The organism is Saccharopolyspora elongata (assembly GCF_004348985.1).
GTDB lineage: Bacteria > Actinomycetota > Actinomycetes > Mycobacteriales > Pseudonocardiaceae > Saccharopolyspora > Saccharopolyspora elongata.
Window position 1 is genome coordinate 1 of the sequence record NZ_SMKW01000020.1, and the last position, 18,485, is coordinate 18,485.

18 protein-coding genes are annotated in these 18,485 nt (G+C 71.8%); 5 read left to right on the forward strand and 13 right to left on the reverse strand.

All coding sequences use genetic code 11. The features are described from left to right. Both E1288_RS16635 and E1288_RS16640 read right to left on the reverse strand, forming a co-directional pair. Positions 1-717 (reverse strand): Clp protease N-terminal domain-containing protein (locus E1288_RS16635; protein ID WP_328592463.1); only part of this gene is annotated, 717 nt, incomplete at its 3' end. A gap of 283 nt (positions 718-1,000) precedes the next feature. After that, positions 1,001-1,288, reverse strand: coding sequence for a hypothetical protein (locus tag E1288_RS16640; RefSeq protein WP_235883599.1), 288 nt, complete (start codon positions 1,286-1,288; stop codon positions 1,001-1,003). Between the two features lie 400 nt (positions 1,289-1,688). On the opposite strand from E1288_RS16640, the gene E1288_RS16645 reads away from it, so the two are divergent. Further along, entirely contained in the window at positions 1,689-2,090 is a 402-nt protein-coding gene (locus E1288_RS16645) for a GNAT family N-acetyltransferase (RefSeq protein ID WP_207954387.1), read from the forward strand. A gap of 16 nt (positions 2,091-2,106) precedes the next feature. Here the strand turns inward: E1288_RS16645 and E1288_RS16650 are convergent, their stop codons facing one another. Then, positions 2,107-2,982 (reverse strand): helix-turn-helix domain-containing protein, encoded by an 876-nt coding sequence (locus tag E1288_RS16650; RefSeq protein WP_132486057.1) that lies wholly within the window; start codon positions 2,980-2,982, stop codon positions 2,107-2,109. A gap of 149 nt (positions 2,983-3,131) precedes the next feature. Between E1288_RS16650 and E1288_RS16655 the strand changes: the two genes are divergently transcribed. Together E1288_RS16655 and E1288_RS16660 are read left to right on the forward strand one after the other, a co-directional pair. Continuing rightward, complete coding sequence (locus E1288_RS16655; RefSeq protein ID WP_132486059.1) at positions 3,132-4,316, forward strand: MFS transporter; 1,185 nt, start codon at positions 3,132-3,134, stop codon at positions 4,314-4,316. A 17-nt stretch (positions 4,317-4,333) separates the two neighbouring features. After that, entirely contained in the window at positions 4,334-5,146 is an 813-nt protein-coding gene (locus E1288_RS16660; RefSeq protein WP_132486061.1) for an alpha/beta fold hydrolase, read from the forward strand. 50 nt (positions 5,147-5,196) lie between these two features. Here E1288_RS16660 and E1288_RS16665 read toward each other — a convergent pair whose 3' ends face one another. The 4 genes from E1288_RS16665 to E1288_RS16680 form a co-directional block, all read right to left on the reverse strand. Further along, positions 5,197-6,759, reverse strand: coding sequence for an FAD-dependent monooxygenase (locus E1288_RS16665; protein ID WP_132486063.1), 1,563 nt, complete (start codon positions 6,757-6,759; stop codon positions 5,197-5,199). 49 nt (positions 6,760-6,808) lie between these two features. Continuing rightward, a complete protein-coding gene (locus E1288_RS16670; RefSeq protein WP_132486065.1) occupies positions 6,809-7,432 on the reverse strand; it encodes an acyl-CoA-like ligand-binding transcription factor in 624 nt (207 codons plus the stop codon). Positions 7,433-7,487: 55 nt separating this feature from the next. Beyond that, positions 7,488-8,156, reverse strand: coding sequence for a phosphoribosyltransferase (locus E1288_RS16675; protein ID WP_408013472.1), 669 nt, complete (start codon positions 8,154-8,156; stop codon positions 7,488-7,490). Between the two features lie 95 nt (positions 8,157-8,251). Then, positions 8,252-10,009, reverse strand: a complete 1,758-nt coding sequence (locus tag E1288_RS16680; protein ID WP_132486067.1) for an ABC-ATPase domain-containing protein — start codon at positions 10,007-10,009, stop codon at positions 8,252-8,254. 350 nt (positions 10,010-10,359) lie between these two features. Between E1288_RS16680 and E1288_RS16685 the strand changes: the two genes are divergently transcribed. Next, the gene (locus E1288_RS16685; RefSeq protein WP_132486229.1) at positions 10,360-11,139 is read left to right on the forward strand and encodes a lysozyme; all 780 of its coding nucleotides are present in this window, start codon (positions 10,360-10,362) and stop codon (positions 11,137-11,139) included. A gap of 70 nt (positions 11,140-11,209) precedes the next feature. Here E1288_RS16685 and E1288_RS16690 read toward each other — a convergent pair whose 3' ends face one another. Both E1288_RS16690 and E1288_RS16695 read right to left on the reverse strand, forming a co-directional pair. Beyond that, on the reverse strand, positions 11,210-12,202 hold the full coding sequence (locus tag E1288_RS16690) for an LCP family protein (protein ID WP_235883600.1): 993 nt from the start codon (positions 12,200-12,202) through the stop codon (positions 11,210-11,212). 331 nt (positions 12,203-12,533) lie between these two features. Next, positions 12,534-13,790 (reverse strand): aspartate aminotransferase family protein, encoded by a 1,257-nt coding sequence (locus E1288_RS16695; RefSeq protein ID WP_132486071.1) that lies wholly within the window; start codon positions 13,788-13,790, stop codon positions 12,534-12,536. A gap of 117 nt (positions 13,791-13,907) precedes the next feature. Here E1288_RS16695 and E1288_RS16700 point away from each other — a divergent pair, with 117 nt between their 5' ends. Next, positions 13,908-15,389 carry an NAD-dependent succinate-semialdehyde dehydrogenase gene (locus E1288_RS16700; protein WP_132486073.1) on the forward strand — a complete coding sequence of 494 codons (1,482 nt, stop codon included), beginning with the start codon at positions 13,908-13,910 and terminating at the stop codon, positions 15,387-15,389. An 83-nt stretch (positions 15,390-15,472) separates the two neighbouring features. Here the strand turns inward: E1288_RS16700 and E1288_RS16705 are convergent, their stop codons facing one another. The 4 genes from E1288_RS16705 to E1288_RS16720 form a co-directional block, all read right to left on the reverse strand. Then, entirely contained in the window at positions 15,473-16,165 is a 693-nt protein-coding gene (locus tag E1288_RS16705; protein WP_132486075.1) for a GntR family transcriptional regulator, read from the reverse strand. 14 nt (positions 16,166-16,179) lie between these two features. Continuing rightward, a complete protein-coding gene (locus E1288_RS16710) occupies positions 16,180-16,929 on the reverse strand; it encodes a maleate cis-trans isomerase family protein (protein WP_456320502.1) in 750 nt (249 codons plus the stop codon). Positions 16,930-17,066: 137 nt separating this feature from the next. After that, the gene (locus tag E1288_RS16715) at positions 17,067-17,825 is read right to left on the reverse strand and encodes a maleate cis-trans isomerase family protein (RefSeq protein WP_132486079.1); all 759 of its coding nucleotides are present in this window, start codon (positions 17,823-17,825) and stop codon (positions 17,067-17,069) included. 11 nt (positions 17,826-17,836) lie between these two features. Next, the gene (locus E1288_RS16720) at positions 17,837-18,331 is read right to left on the reverse strand and encodes a DUF3830 family protein (RefSeq protein WP_132486081.1); all 495 of its coding nucleotides are present in this window, start codon (positions 18,329-18,331) and stop codon (positions 17,837-17,839) included. Positions 18,332-18,485 lie beyond the last annotated feature (154 nt).

Consider the following 18,485-nt stretch of genomic DNA (forward strand, 5'->3'; position numbering starts at 1 on the left):
CTCCACGATCGCGGTCTTGCCCACCCCCGGGTCCCCCATGAACACCGGGTTGTTCTTCGACCGCCGCCCCAGCACCTCGATCGCCTGCTCGATCTCGGCATCCCGGCCCACCACCGGATCCAGCTTCCCGGCCCGCGCCAGCTCCGTCAGATCCAGCCCGAACTCGTCCAGCCGCGGCGTCACGCTCAACACCGACCGAGCCGCACCCCGATCACCCAACTCGATCGCCCGCGCCAACGCCCTCCCGGCCACCGAATCCGCATCCGCGGCCAATCCCAACACCAGGTGCCGCGCCCCCACCACGTCGACACCCTCGCCCAACGCCTGCTGATAAGCCCCCAGCAACGCCCGCCGGGCCGCCGACGACAGCACCGGTCGGCCCACCGCCCCGGAATCCTGCGCCACCACCGCCGACCGCACCGCGGCCGCCAACTCCTCCACCCGCACCCCGGAGGACACCAGCAACTCCGCCGTCGCCGGCACCTGCGTCACCGCCCACAGCAGATGCGCACCGTCCAGCTCCCGGCTGCCCCAGTCCACAGTGGCCCGAACCGCCTTCGACACCACCTCGTGCGCCTGCGCATCCAGCAACGTGCCCAACGCCAGACCGCGCTCCGACGCCGAAGCATCGCCCGACGTCCCCGAGAACACCTCGCTGAACAGCGAATCAAAGGCGGCAGAGGAATCACCGACACTGCCGCGAACCAAAGGGGCCACCTCCACACGCACACGCAGGCCCCGCCTGCAACCGAACTCCAGCAGCAGACCAGCACGCAGCACCCGCGGCAGGACCGGCGCCCGACCGCCGACCTGCCAACGCGCCCACCAGCAGCGCCGCGCTGATCCCCACGACCGCGCCACCGAGCCCGCTCCGCGGAGCGCATTCGATCATCGCGGTCGTGATGTTGGCACCAACATACTGAGAGGCCCGCAACAGCCGTGCAGCACCACTACGCTCGCCGCGGCGCAGCACCGACGGTGTTCGCCCGCGCGCCCCGCGTCAGCTCGCGCGCTTCTGCGCCTTCTCGATCGCGTCGGCCAACCGGGTCAGCTCCTTGCCGATGTGCGACAGGCGCTCCGACATCACGCTGGCGTGCCCGGACAGCGGGCCGACGTGCCCGGCCGCCCGCAGCCACTCGGTCACCCCGCCGCACCCGGCGGCCATGCCCTCGACCGTCAGCGAGAACCCGCGCATCACCTGCTCGATCTCCTCGACGCTGTGCGGCACAGCGGGGTCGCGCAGCCGATCGCCCAGCGCGGCGGCGGCCTCGCCCACCTGCCACGCCACCTCGGCCGAATAGCCCGACTCGCCGGAATCGGCACTCCGTCTCGTCCCCGACCGCCGAGGTGGCGTGTGCCTACCCGCCTGCGTCGGCGTGTTGTCGGAATGTCCAGCGGCAGTCATAACGAACCAATCAACCCGAGACGGACACCTAGCTCCACCCTGACGCGCCAGAAGCCCCCCGACCGGTGGCGCAAGTCCACCCGTTTCCCGGTTCTCCGCAGCGCAGGAGTAGGTGCCGCGAGGTTATCGCGTCATGGCCTCGGTTGGTGGAGGTTGGTCCGGAGGATTAATTTTGATCGACACTGAAATCATGAGAAATATCAAACTGAATGTCGCGGCGGGGGCGGATTCCCGCGCCGGAAAAGCGATTTGCTCCCCGGCGGCGGGCTGCGACCATCGGGCGGTGGAGATCGACTACCGATGGCGGGCCGAGGCCTCCGACGACGAACTCGTGTCCCTGACCCTCTCCCACGGCGGCACGGCCGAGCCCGGCTGGTGGGACCGGGTCCGCGCCCACAGCCTGGGCTGGGTGACGGCGCGGCTGCCAGGCGGCGCGCTGATCGGCTTCGTCAACGTCGCCTGGGACGGCTCCGACCACGCCTTCCTGCTCGACACCAAGGTCCGCCCAGACCACCAGCACCGCGGCATCGGAACGGAACTCGTGCGGCGCGCGGCGCAGGCCGCCCAGGGCGCGGGCTGCACCTGGTTGCACGTCGACTTCGAGCCGCACCTGCGCAGCTTCTACTTCGACGCCTGCGGCTTCCGCCCCACCGACGCGGGCCTGGTCCTCCTGGCGGACCGCTGACGCCCGGCGATCCGGATCAGCCGGGCAGCGACGCGGGCAGCTTCGCCGCCCCGCCGATGGAGGTTCCCAGCAGCCGCAGCGCCGCTTCGGAAGGAGAACCCGGTTCCGCGGTGAACAACTCCAGCCGCTGATCCTGCTGGTCCGGCACCTGCAAGGCCTGGTACTCCAGCTCCAGCGGCCCGACCAGCGGATGCCGCAACTGCTTGCATCCGTAGGTGCAGTCACGCACCCGTCGCCGGCCCCACAGCTCCGCGAACTCGGGGCTCTTCATCGAAAGCTCCCCGATCAGCCCCGCGATCAGCGGGTCGTCCGGGAAGCGGCCCGCGACCAGCCGCAGGTAGGCGACGTGCCCACGCGCCTCGTCCGTCCACTGCGGATAGAGCTCGCGGGTGTGCGGGTCGAGGAACAGCATCCGCGACAGGCTGGGCTGGTCCGCCACCCGGTTCGGGCTGCCGAATTCCAGGTGCCCCGCCAGCAACGCGTGCCCGAGCCGGTTCCAGGCCAGCACGTCGTTGCGGCGGCCGATCACCAGCGCCGGCACCGCATCCATCGAATCCAGCAGGTGCCTCAGCCGCGGCCGCACCGACTCCGGCCGCGGCGTCCGCCGCTTCGCGCGCACGGGCCGCGCCAGGTCCCGCAGGTGCGCCTGCTCGGTGTCGTCCAGGCGCAGCGCCCGCGCGATCGCGTCGAGCACCTCCGCCGAGGCATTGCGGCTCTGCCCCTGCTCCAGGCGCGTGTAGTAGGCGACGCTCACGCCCGCCAGCTGCGCCAGTTCCTCGCGGCGCAACCCCGGGACCCGCCGCCGCACACCGTACGACACCAGGCCCACGTCCTCGGGTTTCAGCCGCGCCCTCCTCGACCGCAGGAAGGCCCCGAGCTCACCATCGTCCACATCGGCCAGTCTGCCCGACGCACGGCGCCGCAACCTGACCCTGCCAGGGGTACGCACCGCGCTCCTACGAAACGGCGAGGCCTGGGCAGCCCCGCAGCCGCGGCCGAGGCTTGCCCGGTCAACACCAACCGGCACGAAAGGCCGTCGCCATGCCCCTGGCCCTGCTCGCCCTGGCCATCAGCGCGTTCGGGATCGGTACCACCGAATTCATCACCAACGGCCTGCTGCCCGACCTCGCCGCGGCGTTCGGCGTGTCCATCCCCACCGCGGGCCTGCTCACCTCCGGTTACGCCCTCGGCGTGGTCGTCGGCGGCCCGGTGCTCACCGCGGCCACCACCCGGTGGTCCCGCAAGCAGACCCTGTTGGGCCTGATGCTGGTGTTCCTGATCGGCAACGTCGCGTCCGCGCTCGCCCCGACCTACGGCATGCTGATGACGGGACGGGTCGTGTCGGCACTGGCCCACGGCGCGTTCTTCGGGGTCGGCTCCGTCGTGGCCGCCGATCTGGTGGACGCCCGCAAGAAGGCCGGCGCGATCGCGCTGATGTTCACCGGGCTGACGCTGGCCAACGTCCTCGGCATGCCCATGGGCACCCTCCTCGGCCAGCACTTCGGCTGGCGCTCGGCGTTCTGGGGAGTGACCGCGCTGGGCGTCGTCGGCCTGATCGGCATCGCCGCCCTCGTACCCCATCAGCCCGTCAAGCCGGGCAGCGGCCTGCGCGGCGAACTCGCCGCCTTCCGCCGCCCGCAGGTGTGGCTGGCGCTGGCCGTCACCGCGATCGGCTTCAGCGGCCTGCTCACCTCGTTCACCTACGTCGCCCCGATGCTGACCGAGGTGGCGGGCTTCTCCCCCGCCAGCATCGCCTGGCTGCTGGCGATCTACGGGGCCGGACTGGTCGTGGGCACCTACCTCGGCGGCAAGGCCGCCGACCGCGCACTCCTGCCGACGATCTTCACGCTCCTGACCGCGCTCGCGGCCGTCCTGGCGCTGTTCCCCGCAGCGCTGCACCACCCGGCCGCAGCCGTGGCCGCGCTGTTCCTGCTGGGTGCGGTCGGCTTCGGCACGATCCCGCCGCTCCAGACGCGCGTCATGCAGCTGGCCGGCGGCGCGGCAACGCTCGTCTCGGCCGCCAACATCGCCGCATTCAACCTCGGCGCCGCCGCCGGGGCGTGGCTGGGCGGGCTCGCCATCGACGCAGGCCTCGGCTATGCCTCCCCCAACCTGGTCGGCGCCGCGCTGACCGCGGCCGGTCTCGTCCTCGCCATCGTCACCGCGGGCCGGCGCCGCGCTGACAGGCATCCCGCATCCGCGAACCACGCCCCGGCCCACCACTGACCACGAAGGACATCGCCATGCCGACCACCACCACGAGCTGCGCCGTCGATTACCACTTCACCGGCTCCGGTCCCGGGCTGCTGCTCATCCACGGCACCGGAGCCGACGCCGAGAGCAGCTGGACCGAGCTGATCGACAGCGTCGCCGCCCGCTTCACCACCGTCGCGATCAACCTCCCCGGATCCGGCCGAACCCCGGTCTCGCCCGAACCGCTCGACATCGTCACCCTCGCCGACCAGGCCGCCGCCACCGCGGTCGCAGCGGGCCTGACCGATTTCCACGTCGTGGGACATTCGCTGGGGGCTGTGATCGCCACCGCCGTCGCGGCCCGCCACGGCGCCCGGGTGCGTTCGCTGGTCGCCCACGCGGCCTGGACGCGAAGCGGCGCGCGAGAGGCGTTCCAGTTCGGCCTGTGGGAAAGCCTGCTGCGCGCCGACCCGGAGCTGCTGGCCCGGCACCTCCAGCTCACCGCCATGGGCCCGGCCACCCTCGCGAGCCGAACGGCCGAGGACTTCGAGCAGGCCGTCGCCGGCTTCACCGAGATGCTGGGCCGACAGCGGTTGCAGCCGCTGATCGAGCTCGACGCACGCGTGGACATCCGCTCGCTGCTCCACTCGATCACGGCGCCTTCGCTGGTCCTGGCCAGCCGCGACGACCAGATCGTGCCCGTCTCCCACCAGCGCGAACTCGCCCGCGCGATACCCGGCGCCGGCTACCTGGAGCTGCCCGGCGGCCACGCCCTGCCCTTTGAGGACCCTGCCGCCTTCACCGCAGCCATCGCCGACTGGCTGGACTACCAGGAGTCCGCGCTCGGATCATCGCACCGGTGACCGCCCGGAATACGCGGACTGACCACAATGGACGGCCGGTGGTTTCCCGGTCAGGCGCGGGCGGTCACCGGAACGCCGAACCATCGCCCGACCGCCACCTGGAGCGCGTCCAGCTCGGTGGCATCCGGGCGGGGCGATGCCGATGTCCACGCCACGTAGCAGTCCGGCCGGAGGAGCAGGGCGGTGGCACCGATGTCGGCTCCGGCGAGCCGCCCGCGGACCACGTCCACCTGGTCGGTGCGCCCGACGAGCGTTCCCGGGGAGCCGTCCTCGGTCAGGTCGATCAGCAGCGGGCGCGCGCTGCGGGTCAGCTCCGCCAGCCGCACCGGCCCGGTTTCGGTGTGCAGCTCGAATTCCGGGGCGCACCGGCCGATGAGCGGATGCGCGCCGGCGGCTCCCATGTCGTAGCGGACGTCGGAGCCCGCGGTGAGGTCCGCGATGCGCTGGACGGTGCCGGGGTCATCGAGCAGCTCGGTGAACAGCTCGCGCAGCGCGGTGACGTCGCTGCCCGGGGCGATCAGCGCGGACTGCGCCTGGGCGTAGGTGATCATGCGCCGGGCCGCCTCGCCGCGTTCCGCCTCGTAGCTGTCCAGCAGCCCGGGCGGGGCGTCGCTGCGGAGCTCGGCGGCGAGCTTCCAGCCGAGGTTGATCGCGTCCTGCAGGCCGAGGTTGAGCCCGGGCCCGCCGCCCGCGGTGTAGACGTGCGCGGCGTCGCCGAGCAGGAACACCCGGCGGTCCCGGAACCGGTCGGCCACGCGGGTGTTGCCGCCGCTGCGGCGTCGCAGCACGTGTGGCCCCGCGCCGGCGGGCGGGCCGAGCGGCACGTCGGCGCCCAGGACCCGGCGTGCGCTCTCCCTCAGCTCGTCGAGGGTCATCGGCGCCTCGGTCTCCGGCTCGTCCCACTCGATGGTGCTGATCAGGGGGTCCTGCCCCGGCAACGGCGCGTACCCGAACCCGCCGTGCTCGGTGCGGTGCGGCAGGAACGGCAGGATCGCGCCGCTGCCGGGCACGTTCAGCGCGCCGGTCGCGGGGTCCACCCAGTCCGCGGGAACGGTGGCGTTGGCCGTCCGGTTCGTCGTCCGGTCGTAGCTGACGCCGGGGAAGCCGATGCCGGCGCGCTTGCGGATGACGCTGTGGGCGCCGTCCGCGCCGACCAGGTACCGGGCGCGCAGCCGGTACGGCCCGTCCGGGCCGGTGACCTCCGCCGCGACCGCGTCGTCCTCCTGAGACAGGCCGGTGACCTCGTGTCCCCAGCGGATGTCGGTGTCGAGCTCGGTGGCCCGCTGCGCGAGGACTTCCACGATGCGGCGCTGCGGCACGGCCAGGTTGTAGACGGGGCTGTCCGCCAGCAGGCCCAGGTTCAGGCTCATCCCGGCGAACATGAAGTACGCGGAGTTCGGCTGAGGTGGCTGCGGGCCGCCGCTGAGCGGCTCGTGCAGCCCTCGGCGGTCGACCATCTTCACGACCTGGCCGACGAGGCCGTTGGCCTTGGGCTCGTCGCTGGGCTCGGTCAGGCGCTCCAGCACGATCGGCCGCAGCCCGGCCAGGCGCAGCTCGCAGGCCAGCATGAGCCCGTTCGGGCCGCCACCGGCGATGACGACATCGGCGATCATCGGGGGTTGTGCTCCTTCGTCGAAGTGGGCGGAATGGGCCGGATCGTCCTCATGGGACCGGGAGTCCGGCGGCGATCCGGGCGAACGCCTCGCGCAGCAGCGGCAAGGCGGAGCCATGCGGGTCTTCGCGCAGCCAGTGCGTCACGGCCGTGGCGCTGCCGGCGCCGACCACTGCGGCGACCAGTTGCGGGTACAGGTCGTGCGCCACGTCGGTGCCGATGCGTTCGGCGATGGCCTTCGCCAGCTCGTCCTGCGCGATCGCGTTCGCCTTGAGGACTTCGCCCTGCACGGCGGGTTCGGCGAGCATGAGCCGCAGGCCGTCGATCCAGCCCTGGTCGCGGGGCTGCCGGTCGTCCGGCGCCGGCGCGAACTGCGCCTGCACTGCGTTGCCGATGGCCTGCCACAGCGGCTCGGCGGCCGGTCGTGCGCGCAGCTCCTCGGCGATCCGCAGGGCGCGTTCGAGGTGGCTGGCGGCGATGGCCTCGGCCTTGCCGGCGAAGTAGTTCCGGAAGGTGCGCGGCGAGACGTCGGCGGCCGCGGCGATGTCGTCCACCGTGACGTCCTGCCATCCGCGTTCGACGGTCAGGCGGATCGCCGCCCGGCTCAACGCGAGGCGTGTCTGGCGCTTCTTGCGTTCCCGCAGCCCGATGCGGGCGTCGTCTTCGGCGGTCATGCGGACAACCATAGCGAAACTTACCACATTTGCAAGATTGCCAGTTTGGCAAGTTTTACGGCTGGTCGAGCGCCCGCAAGATCTCGAAGATCTCCTCGTCCGTGGTGGCGTTGAAATCGCGGTACCACTGCCCCACCGCGGCGAAGCCGACCGGCTGCAGCACGCACACCACCACGTCGGCTTCCGCGCGCAGCGCGGTGACCGCGTCCGGCGCCCCCACCGGCACGGCCAGCACCACGCTGCGCGGCGCCGACCCGCGCAGCATCCGCACCGCCGCGCGCGCCGTGGCCCCGGTGGCCAGCCCGTCGTCGACCAGCACGACGTCACGCCCGGCCAGCGGCAGCGGTTCGCCACGCTGGAACAGCCGCTCCCGGCGCCGCGCCTCGGCCCGCTCACGCTCGCAGGCCGCCTCCAGGGTCCGCTCGTCGAGGTTGAACGAGCGCACCAGCTGCTGGTCGTAGCTCGGCGGGCCGTCGGCGGTCACGGCGCCGACGGCCAGTTCCGGCTGGCTCGGCGCGCCGATCTTGCGGGCCACGCAGACCCGCAGCGGCGCCTGCAGCATCCGGGCCACCTCGGCGGCCACCGGCACCCCTCCCCTGGCCAGCCCGAGGACCACGGGATCGACCAGCTCCAGGCCGGTCATCCGCTGGGCCAGGACCCGCCCGGCGTGCCGGCGATCGGCGTAACCAGTGGTGGTTCGATCCGGGAAACCCATGCGAGGCATCGCTCGCCTCCCGTCCGCCGCGCGTGCGCGCGACAGCACATCGGGGAAACCACTCGCCTCGATGATGCCCGCCCGCCGCCACCGGGCAAACCTCCTCACGTGCGAAAGCCGGCCACCCTCAGCACCCGGAGCCGGTTCAGCGCGGCCGCCAGCTCGAAGCGCCGCGGCACGGCGAAATCGCCCACGTAGCGCTCGTCGACGGCCAGGACACCGCGCTCGGCGACGTCCGCGGCGAAGGCGTCGAGCACCTCCGCCACGGTGCGGGCTCCGTCGAGCACACCCCGCCGCGCGCAGCTGACCAGCGCCAGCCCGATCCCGGTGACCTGCGCGGGGTCGACGACCTGCTCCACGCCGCGCAGTTCCACAGTGGATTCTCCCAGGGTCAGCGCGTCCACTCCGCGGGCGCGGACCTTCGGTCGTTCGGTGGGGATCGAGCGCGGATCCACCACGCGGTGCCGGACCTGCGGGAACGCCTCGGCCTCCGAGCGGCGGCCGGTGGGCGCGGCGGCCAACTGCCGGGCGCGCTCGGTGACATCACGGGCGTGGTAGGCGTCGAGCATCAGCACCTGGTCGGCCACGTCCATGTAGTCCCCGGAGCCTCCCATCACCAGCACCGTCGACACCCCGTGCGCGGCGTGCAGCGGCCGGATCAGGTCGACGAACGGCGTCAGCGGCTCGGACTCCTTGGCGACCAGCGCCTGCATCCGGGCGTCGCGGATCATCAGGTTCGTCGCCGCGGTGTCCTCGTCGACCAGCAGCACCTTCGCCCCGGCCTCCACCGCCTCCACGATCGCGGCGGCCTGCGAGGTCGAGCCGGAGGCGTTGTCGGTGGAGAAGTCGGTGGTGTCGGCGCCGGTGGGCAGGTGGCCGACGAACGGGCTGACGTCCACCCGGTGCACCCGCCGCCCGTCCTCGGCGCGCACCTTGACGGTGTCCTCGCGGCACACCACCAGCTCCCGGCCGTCGCCGGGAACGTGGTCGTAGACGCCGAACTCCAGCGCGCGCAGCAGCGTGGACTTGCCGTGGAACCCGCCCCCGACGATCAGGGTGATCCCCTCGGGCACCCCCATGCCGCGCACCCGGCCCCGGTTGGGCAGCTCGACCTCGACGCTCAGCGACTCCGGCGTGGTGAACGGCACCCCGTCGGTCAGCGGCCGCTCGTCGACGCCGCTGCGCCGGGGCAGCATCGCGCCGTCGGCGACGAACGCCACCAGCCCCAGGTCCGGCAGCATCCGCCGCAGCGCATCGGTGTCCTCAATGGAGTCCACGAACTCCCGCAGCCGCCGCTGATCGGCCGTGGCCCAGCGCAGCGCGGCCTCCACCGCGTCGGGCAGCTCGTCGCAGAGCGCCTGCTCCGCCTGCCTGCCGTCGATGGTCCGGCCGCGTCCCGGCAGGTCGATGCCCAGGCGCAGCACCACCGCTCCCCCGGCGATCTGGCAGGCGCTGCGGTCCAGCACCTCCTGCCGGCCGGCGTCGACCCGCAACCGGCTGTCGCGGAGCCTGCGGTACACCGCCCGCACCAGGTACCCGGCCAGCGCCCGCGCGCGCACCGGCGTCGACCACAGCTGCTCGGGGAAGCCCGCGACCGCCGGGTCGACCCGGACCTCGCAGCGGCTGGCCGGGGCGAACGGGTCCGGCTGCACGCGCTGGACCTCCAAGGTGAATCCGCCGAAGGACCAGCGGCCGCCCAAGGACTTGTAGCGGCCGTAGCTCGCGCCGTGCATGGCGCGCAGTTCCTGCCGCAGCGCTTGCTCGTCGCCGCGATCACCGCGGGGCCGTTCGTCGCGCCGGCGATCACCCGGTCGCCGGTCCCTGTACCGCCCCGCTCCGGGACCGCCCGTTCGCTGTGCCATGCCCGAGACCTACCGGACGCGAGGCCGATTCTCCAATCGGGAGACGTGGATCACGCCGATTACCACCACAGTGGACGGCCCGTGTCCACATGGGGCAAAACCGGCGAAACGCCGTGGCGGGACTCAGCGGGTCCGCAATGTGCGGGTTATTCTCCGAACGCGCAAGATCCCCACCCCACCCCGGTCCGAGACCTCGGACGCCCGGTCCCGCTCGACGACGATGCCTTTGCTGGTGAGGAGGCGAGTGCATGCTCCGCAGATTCCGCGGCCCGATCTTCAGCCGCCAACGGCGACGCCCGGCCCGCGACGTTTCCCGCCGTCCACGTAGGACCGCAGCGCTGCTCGCGGCAATGATCGCGACGGCCGCGTTGGCCGGTGGCACGGCCAACGCCGAGCAGTCGCGCACCGCGCCGCGGCTGAGCCCCGACGATCCCAACGGCGCCTGGGCGGGCTACAGCCTGCCGGGCGGCAAGGACACCCAAGCGCGTTCCCTCCCCCTCCCGGCCGGTGCGGTGTCCGGAATGGACGTCAGCGGCCACCAGGGCGACGTCGACTGGCCCCGGGCCTGGGCCGACGGTGCCCGGTTCGCCTACGTCAAGGCCACCGAGGGCACCGGTTTCCGCAACGCCCGCTTCGCCCAGCAGTACGACGGTTCCCACGACGTCGGCATGACCCGCGGTTCCTACCACTTCGGGCTGCCGGACCGCTCCACCGGCCGCGACCAGGCCAACTTCTTCGTCGACAACGGCGGTGACTGGCGCCACGACGGTCGCACCCTGCCGGGGGCGCTGGACATCGAGTACAACCCGTACGGCGAGGCCTGCTACGGCCTGGACCCGGCCGCGATGTCGCGGTGGATCGCCGACTTCAGCAACACCTACCACGACCGGACCGGGCGCTTCCCGGTCATCTACACCACGACCGACTGGTGGAACCGCTGCACCGCGTCCAATCCGGACTTCGCCCCGAACAACCCGCTGTGGATCGCCCGCTACGGCACCGACCTCGGCGCGCTGCCGGCCGGCTGGGGCTACCAGACCATCTGGCAGCACAACGACAAGGGCATCTTCCCCGGCGGGCAGGACACCTTCAACGGCAACGGCAAGCAGCTCAAGCGATTCATCTCCTGACCGTCCCTCCCAACGGCGATGCGGGCCGCTCCGGAACCTCCGGGGCGGCCCGCATCGTTGGTCGCGCGGTCTACTTGTTCAGCAGGTCCGGCGGGATCGGCTGGTCGTTGGCGATCGCGTCGAACATGCGACTGGCTGCCTTGGAGTCCCAGACGATGACCGAGCCGCCGTCGGAGTCCTTGCCGAAGCGGCCGAACGGCGCGCTGGTGGTCACGCCCTCGCCGCCGCTGATGTCGCCCATCGCCAGGCCCAGCGACGCCAGGTGCCACAGGTGGTCGCTGTCGTTGACCACGAACGTCTTGCTCGCGCTGGAGGCCAGCGGGAACAGCCGGAACGGGTTGATCAGCGTAGACGGGCTGGTCGCCTTGTTGACCAGGGCGCCCAGCAGCTTGCGCTGGTTCTCCGCACGCTCCAGGTCACCGCCCTTGAGCGAGTAGCGCGCCCGGACGAAGGCCAGGGCCTGCGGGCCGTCCAGCTCCTGGCAGCCGGCCGGCAGGTGCGCGTTCGCCATGTCGTCGTCCATCGGCTTGTCCAGGCAGATCTCCACCCCGCCGACCGCGTTGACCAGATCGGAGAACCCGCCGAAGCCGATCTCCGCGTAGTGGTCGATGTGCACCCCGGTGGCCTTCTCGACGGTCTCCGCCAGCAGCTGCGGGCCGCCGAAGGAGAACGCCGCGTTGAGCTTGGTCTTGCCGTGGCCCGGGATCTCCACGTACGAGTCGCGGGGCAGGCTGATCAGCGCGGGCTGACCACCGCCGCTGGGGATGTGCACCAGCATCACGCTGTCGGTGCGCTGGCCGCCGGCGTCGCCGGCCGACAGTTCTTCGCGCTGCGCGTCGTCGAGGCCTTCGCGGCTGTCGGAGCCGACCAGCAGCCAGTTGGAGCCGGACGAGTCCGGGGCCTGCCCGCTGAACGACAGCGCGTCGGTGCGCTGCAGCATGCTGTCGAAGTAGATCACCAGGCCGCCCAGCAGCAGCACCAGCACGACCAGGGTGATGCCGATGCGCCGGCCCCACCGCTTCTGCTTGCGCCTCGGCGGCGGCGGTGGCCGCTCGTCGTCCATCGGCCGCCGAGGGCCTTGATGAGGCGGAGGGGGCGGCGGCGGACGCCGTCCGGGTGGCGGCCCGCTCGGGGCGCCCCGGTAGTAGTCGTACCTCTCGCCGCCGCCTTGCGGTCTCCGGCTCCTCGGCGGTTGCCCCGCCGACCAGTCGCTCATGCACACACCCGCGTCGGTTCGATCCGGCGCGCCCCGCACGCGCCGGGTTTGGCGTGAAGCATCGCAGAAGACCGCCGGGGAATCACCCACCGCTACCGAACGGTGATCGGAGACCACCTGTTTCGGCTGGTGGCGGGCATGAGGGCGACCTCACAACCCGCCACCACGGCCGTGGTGGTCAGCCGTTGACGGCGTCGCGCACCGCTTCCGCCCACAGCCCGACGGCGTCGTCGACCTGCTCGGCCGTGACGATCAGCGGCGGGACCATGCGGACCACGTTGCCGTGCGGTCCGCAGGTCAGCAGCAGCAGCCCGCGCCGGGCGGCGGCCTGGTGCGCGCGGGTGGCCGTCTCGGTGTCCGGCGCGCCCTCGGGGGTGCTGAACTCGTTGCCCAGCATCAGGCCCAGCCCGCGCACGTCGCCGATCACCGGGTGTTCGGCGGCGACCTTGCGCAGGCCCTCCTGCAGCCGGGCGCCCTGTTCGGCGGCGTTGTCGACGAGCCCCTCGTCCCGCACCACGTCGAGGGTGGCCAGCGCTGCAGCGGCCGACACCGCGTTGCCGCCGTAGGTGCCGCCCTGCGAGCCGGGCCAGGCCTGGCTCATCAGCGCATCCGGCGCGGCGATGGCCGACAACGGGAAGCCGCTGGCCAGGCCCTTGGCGGTGATCAGGATGTCGGGGCGGATGCCGGCGTGGTCGTGGCCCCAGAACCGGCCGGTGCGCCCGACGCCGGTCTGCACCTCGTCGAGGATCAGCAGGATGCCGTGCCGGTCGGCGCGTTCCCGCAGGCCGGCGAGGAACTCCGGCGGCGCGGGGATGTAGCCGCCCTCGCCGAGAACCGGTTCGATGATGATCGCGGCGGTGTCGCGCGGCGAGCTGACGGTGACCAGCAGCTGGTCGAACTCGGCCAGCGCGAAGCGCACCGCGTCGGCCTCGCTGCAGCGGTGCCGGTAGGCCTCGGGGAACGGGGTGAACACGACGCCGGGCATCATCGGGCCGATCCCGGCCCGCACCTTCACCCCGGAACTGGTGAGCGCGCCGGCGCCCATCGTGCGCCCGTGGAAGCCGCCCTGGAAGGCGACGATGTTCTGCCGTCCGGTGGCCTGCCGGGCCAGCCGGACCGCGGCCTCCACCGCTTCGCTGCCGGAGTTGACGTAGAACAGCCGGTCCAGGCCGGCCGGGAGCACCTCGCCGAGCCGTTCGGTCAGCCGCAGCAGGGGCCGGTGCATGACGGTCGTGTACTGGCCGTGGATGAGGGTACCCACCTGGCGCTGGGCGGCCTCGACCACGCGCGGGTGGCAGTGTCCCGTGCTGGTGACCCCGATCCCGGCGGTGAAGTCCAGGTAGCGGCGATCCTGCTCGTCGTAGAGGTAGACCCCTTCCCCGCGAGCGGCCAGGACCGGCGTGGCCTGCTTCAGCACCGGCGAGAGCTCAGCCATGATCGACTCCAAGGTTCGTGACATGCAAAATGTAGGATTGTTGACAATCTCCGCTGACATGCAACCATCACCGAGCGTCGCTGTCCACCACCCGAGGCAGAAGGGTTCGCCGTTGCCATGACGATCTCAACCGAACAGCACCCCCGAGAGGCCGCCGTCGTCGACGCCGCGCCCAAGCAACTGCTCATCGGCGGCAAATGGCGCGACGCCGAAGGAGACCGCAGCTTCGAGGTCGAAGATCCGTCCACCGGCCGTGCGCTGTGCTCGGTCGCCGACGCCTCCCCGCACGACGGGCTGGCGGCGCTGGCGGCCGCGGCCGACGCCCAGCCGCAGTGGGCCAAGCACCCGCCCCGCGAGCGCGGCGAGATCCTGCGGCGCGCCTTCGAGCTGATCATGCAGCGGCACGAGGACCTCTCGCTGCTGATGACGCTGGAGATGGGCAAGCCGCTGACCGAGTCGCGGGCCGAGGTCACCTACGCGGCGGAGTTCTTCCGCTGGTTCTCCGAGGAGGCCGTGCGCATCGGCGGCGACTACGCGGTGGCGCCCAACGGCAGCGGCCGGTTCCTGGTGATGCGCCAGCCCGTCGGCCCGGCGCTGCTGATCACTCCGTGGAACTTCCCGATGGCGATGGGCACCCGCAAGATCGGCCCGGCCATCGCCGCGGGCTGCACCTCGGTGATCAAGCCGGCGCACCAGACGCCGCTGTCGATGCTGGCGCTGGCCGAGATCCTCATCGAGGCCGGGCTGCCCGACGGCGTCCTCAACGTGGTCACCTCGCGCAGCGCGGGCAAGCTGATGGAGCCGATGATCCGCGACGGCCGCGCCCGCAAGCTGTCGTTCACCGGGTCCACCGCGGTGGGCCGCAAGCTCATCGAGCAGTCCGCCGACCAGGTGCTCAAGGTGTCGCTGGAGCTGGGCGGCAACGCGCCGTTCATCGTGTTCGACGACGCCGACCTGGACGCCGCGGTCGACGGCGCGATGCTGGCCAAGATGCGCAACATCGGCGAGGCCTGCACCGCGGCCAACCGGTTCTACGTGCACGCCGACGTCGCCGAGGAGTTCTCCCGGCGGCTCGCCGAAAGGATGAGCGGCCTGCGGGTCGGCCGCGGCGTCACCGACGAGATCCAGGTGGGCCCGCTGATCGACGACGCCCAGCTGGGCAAGGTCACCGAGCTGGTCGCCGACGCGGTGCGGCTCGGCGCGGACGTCGTCACCGGCGGCGCCGGCCGCGACGGCGAGGGCTACTTCTACCAGCCGACCGTGCTGACGAACGTGCCGCTGGAGGCCCGGATGGGCCGGGAGGAGATCTTCGGGCCGGTCGCGCCGATCACCACCTTCACCGACGAGCAGGCCGTCGTCGCCCAGGCCAACGACACCGAGTACGGCCTGGTCAGCTACCTCTACACCCGCGATCTGCAGCGCGGCCTGCGGGTGTCGGAGGCGCTGGAGAGCGGCATGGTGGGCCTCAACCAGGGCATCGTGTCCAACCCGGCGGCACCGTTCGGCGGCGTGAAGCACTCCGGACTGGGCCGCGAAGGCGGCAAGTTCGGCATCGACGAGTTCCTGGAAACCAAGTACGTCGCCGTCGGCGGCCTCTGACGAGAAGAGGGTTCGCGGCTCGTCCTGCATAGCGGGCGGGGCTCCCTCCACTGTGGAGGAAACCCCGCCCCGCTTCAGGTGCGTCAGCTCGCCATGGAGCCGTTGAGGCGCTCCAGCGCGTCGGTCATGTGCGCCGTCAGCCGCTCCAGCAGCAGCTGCTCGTCGCCCGTCTCGATCGCGTCGACGAGCCCCTTGTGCTCATCGACCAGTGCCTGCACGTCCGCGTGGTACTTGTCCTGCAGCGCCGTCAGGCACATCCGCTTCTCCACCAGCAGCGTCTGCGCCATCCGCTGCAGCCGCGGGCTGCCCGACACCCGCACCAGCGTCTCGTGGAACTCCTGATCGGCGTCGGCCAGCTCGATCGAGTCGCCCTTGCCCGCCGCGGCGACCATCCGGCTCTGCGCCGCGGTCAGCTCCGCCACCGCCTCCACCCGGTGGTGGCGGACGATCTGCTCGCACGCGGCCCGCTCCACCGCCAGCCTGGCCAGGTAGATGTCGTGGACGTCCTCGGCGTCCAGCGTCATCACGAACAGCCCGCGGTGCGGTTCACTGCGCAGCAGCCCTTCGGCGACCAGCCGCTGCATGGCCTCCCGCAGCGGCCCCCGGCTGACGCCCAGCCGGGCGGCGAGTTCGGCTTCGCCCAGCTGACTTCCCGGCGGCAGCGACCCGTACATGATCGCCGCCCGCAGCTGGTCGGCCACGATCGCCGCGGTCGACTTGCGCTGGACCGGCTCTAACTCACCCGGCTGCTGGTTCTGCTCGTCGGTCCCGAGCACCTGACACCATCTCCTCATTCCAGGGAGGCATTGCGCTCCCCTCCTGTTCCCTTGCGGAACAGCGTTCCCAATCCGTCGTGCGCCGCCCGATCACCCGCCAGCCGCAGCGCCTCCCAGGCGCTGACCTGGTTGGCGGTGAGCACCGGTTTGCCGAGCCGGTCCTCCAGCTCACCCAGCCACGCCGCGGTGTGCAGCGCGGTGTCCGGCATCAGCAGCGCATCGGCCCGGTCGTCGTCGTTGGCCGCCGCGAACTCCAGCACCGCGTCGCGGCCGAGCGTGCCCACCTCGGCGGCGGTGATGATGCCCCGGCTGGACAACCTCACCACCTCCAGGCCCGCGGCCTGCAGGAACTCGACGAAACTGGTGGCCACGTCGTCGGGGTAGGTCGCGGCCACCGCCACCCGCCGCAGCCCCAGGGCCGCCGCGGCGTGCACGAACGCGAAGGACGTGCTGGACGTCGGCAGCCCAGTGACGGCCTGCAGCTTCTCCACCTGCTCCCGCGCGCCCTGCGGGCCGAAGACGAAGCTGCCGCTGGTGCACGCCCAGATCACCGACTGCACGCCGTGCTCCAGCAGCTGCCGCGCACCGTCGGCGAGCACGTCGTCCGAGCCGATGTCCAGCAATGCGTCCACCCGATGCGCGTCCTCGCGCATCAAGGTGTGCACCAGGGGCAGCCGGATATCACCACCGAGCAGCCCTTCGAGCGCGGGGTAGTCGTCCTCGGCGCTGTAGCCGGGGTAGAGAATTCCTGCGGTGAACGGCACCGGTAGCTCCATCCTTAGTCGACATCGTTTCCGACACCACCGCTGCGGATCCGTCGACGCCAACACCGCACAACCGGTCGATTGTTGACAATGTTACCGCAGGGTCCGTCGCGGCTAACCCGTTCTTGATGCGATCGTCACGCGGCCGGCGCGTCCACCACCTGCATCAGCCGCTGTTCCGGGGCCACCGCCTGCAGCCCCATCTCGCGCAGCGCCGCCCAGATCGTGACCTGGTTGGCCGTCAGCACCGGCTTGCCCAGCTCCTGCTCCAGCGGCCCGATGATGTCGTAGGTCGGCAGGTTGGTGCAGCTGATGAACATCGCCTCGGCCTCCGGCCGGTCGACCGAGCGCACGATGTCCACCACCTGCCGGTAGTTGACCTTCCAGATCTGGCCGAGCAGACCCAGGCCGACGCTGGTGACCACGTCGATCCCGTGCTCGTCGAGGAAACCGTGCAACCGCTCGGTCACGCTCTCCACGTACGGCGTGGCGATCGCGATCCGGCCGGCGCCCAGCATCTGCAGGGCCTCCACCAGCGCGCCGGAGGCGGTGACCGCGGCCGGCGCACCGGCCTGCCGCATCACCTCCACCAGCGCGCGCTCCCCCGTCGCCCCGTTCACGAAGCTGCCGGAGGTGCACGCGTAAGCGACCACCTCCGGCTCCGGGACCAGCAGGTCGCGGGTCGCGCCGTGCACCGCCGCCTCGTCGCTGACCAGGCTGGCCTGCTCGACGGTCACCGGCACCGGCACGAACGCCGTGCGCGTCAAGTACAGCGAGACACCCTCTGGGGTCCACCGCCACAGTTCGCGGTCCAACGCCAGGTCGAACGGGGCGATCACTCCCACGCCGCGTTGCGGCTCCGGGCCCGATACCGCCCCGAGGAAGTCAGGCGGCATTTGTTCCCCCGTCAATCCTGGTAGCGGTCGTAGCGGAGGGTCTCGCCGACGCTGCCGGACCGCCAGACGTCGTTGCACGCCTCGGCCATCCGGTCCAGCCCCTCCACGATGGTGGCGTACACGTTGCCCGGCACCCAACCCACGTCGCCGTTGAGCAGCAGGTTGTTCCGCCCGTAGAAGATCGCCAGGTCGATCACGCCGGGCAGCTCGTGGATGTTCTTCTCCTCCTTGAACTGGCGGTCGAGCATGCCGCCGGGGAAGGAGAAGTACACGACGTCGCCGGGGATCGGAGTGACCGTCGGGTTCTCCTGACCGGGTTCGTCGGCCGCGAACCGCGGCACCATCGTGTAGATCTCGTTGCGCGCGTACTTGGCGTGGTGCACCGGTCCGACCTGGGGCAGCGCTTGCCACACGGCTTCGCAGGTGCGGGGGGCGTCCTTGTCCAGCAGCTCCGCCACGCAGGACACACCGCGCTTTTCCAGCGTGATCGACAGGTACCTGGGCATCGTGATCTTCCGTTCGCAGGAGTGGGGACTGTTGACTCATCTCCTCCGGTCCCGGCCCCGCCGCGCGTGGTCGGGAATCGCCTCGGTCGCCGAGGGTACCCGTGGATTGTTGACAATCCTACGAACGCTTCATAGCGTGTCAATGCCCCGTACC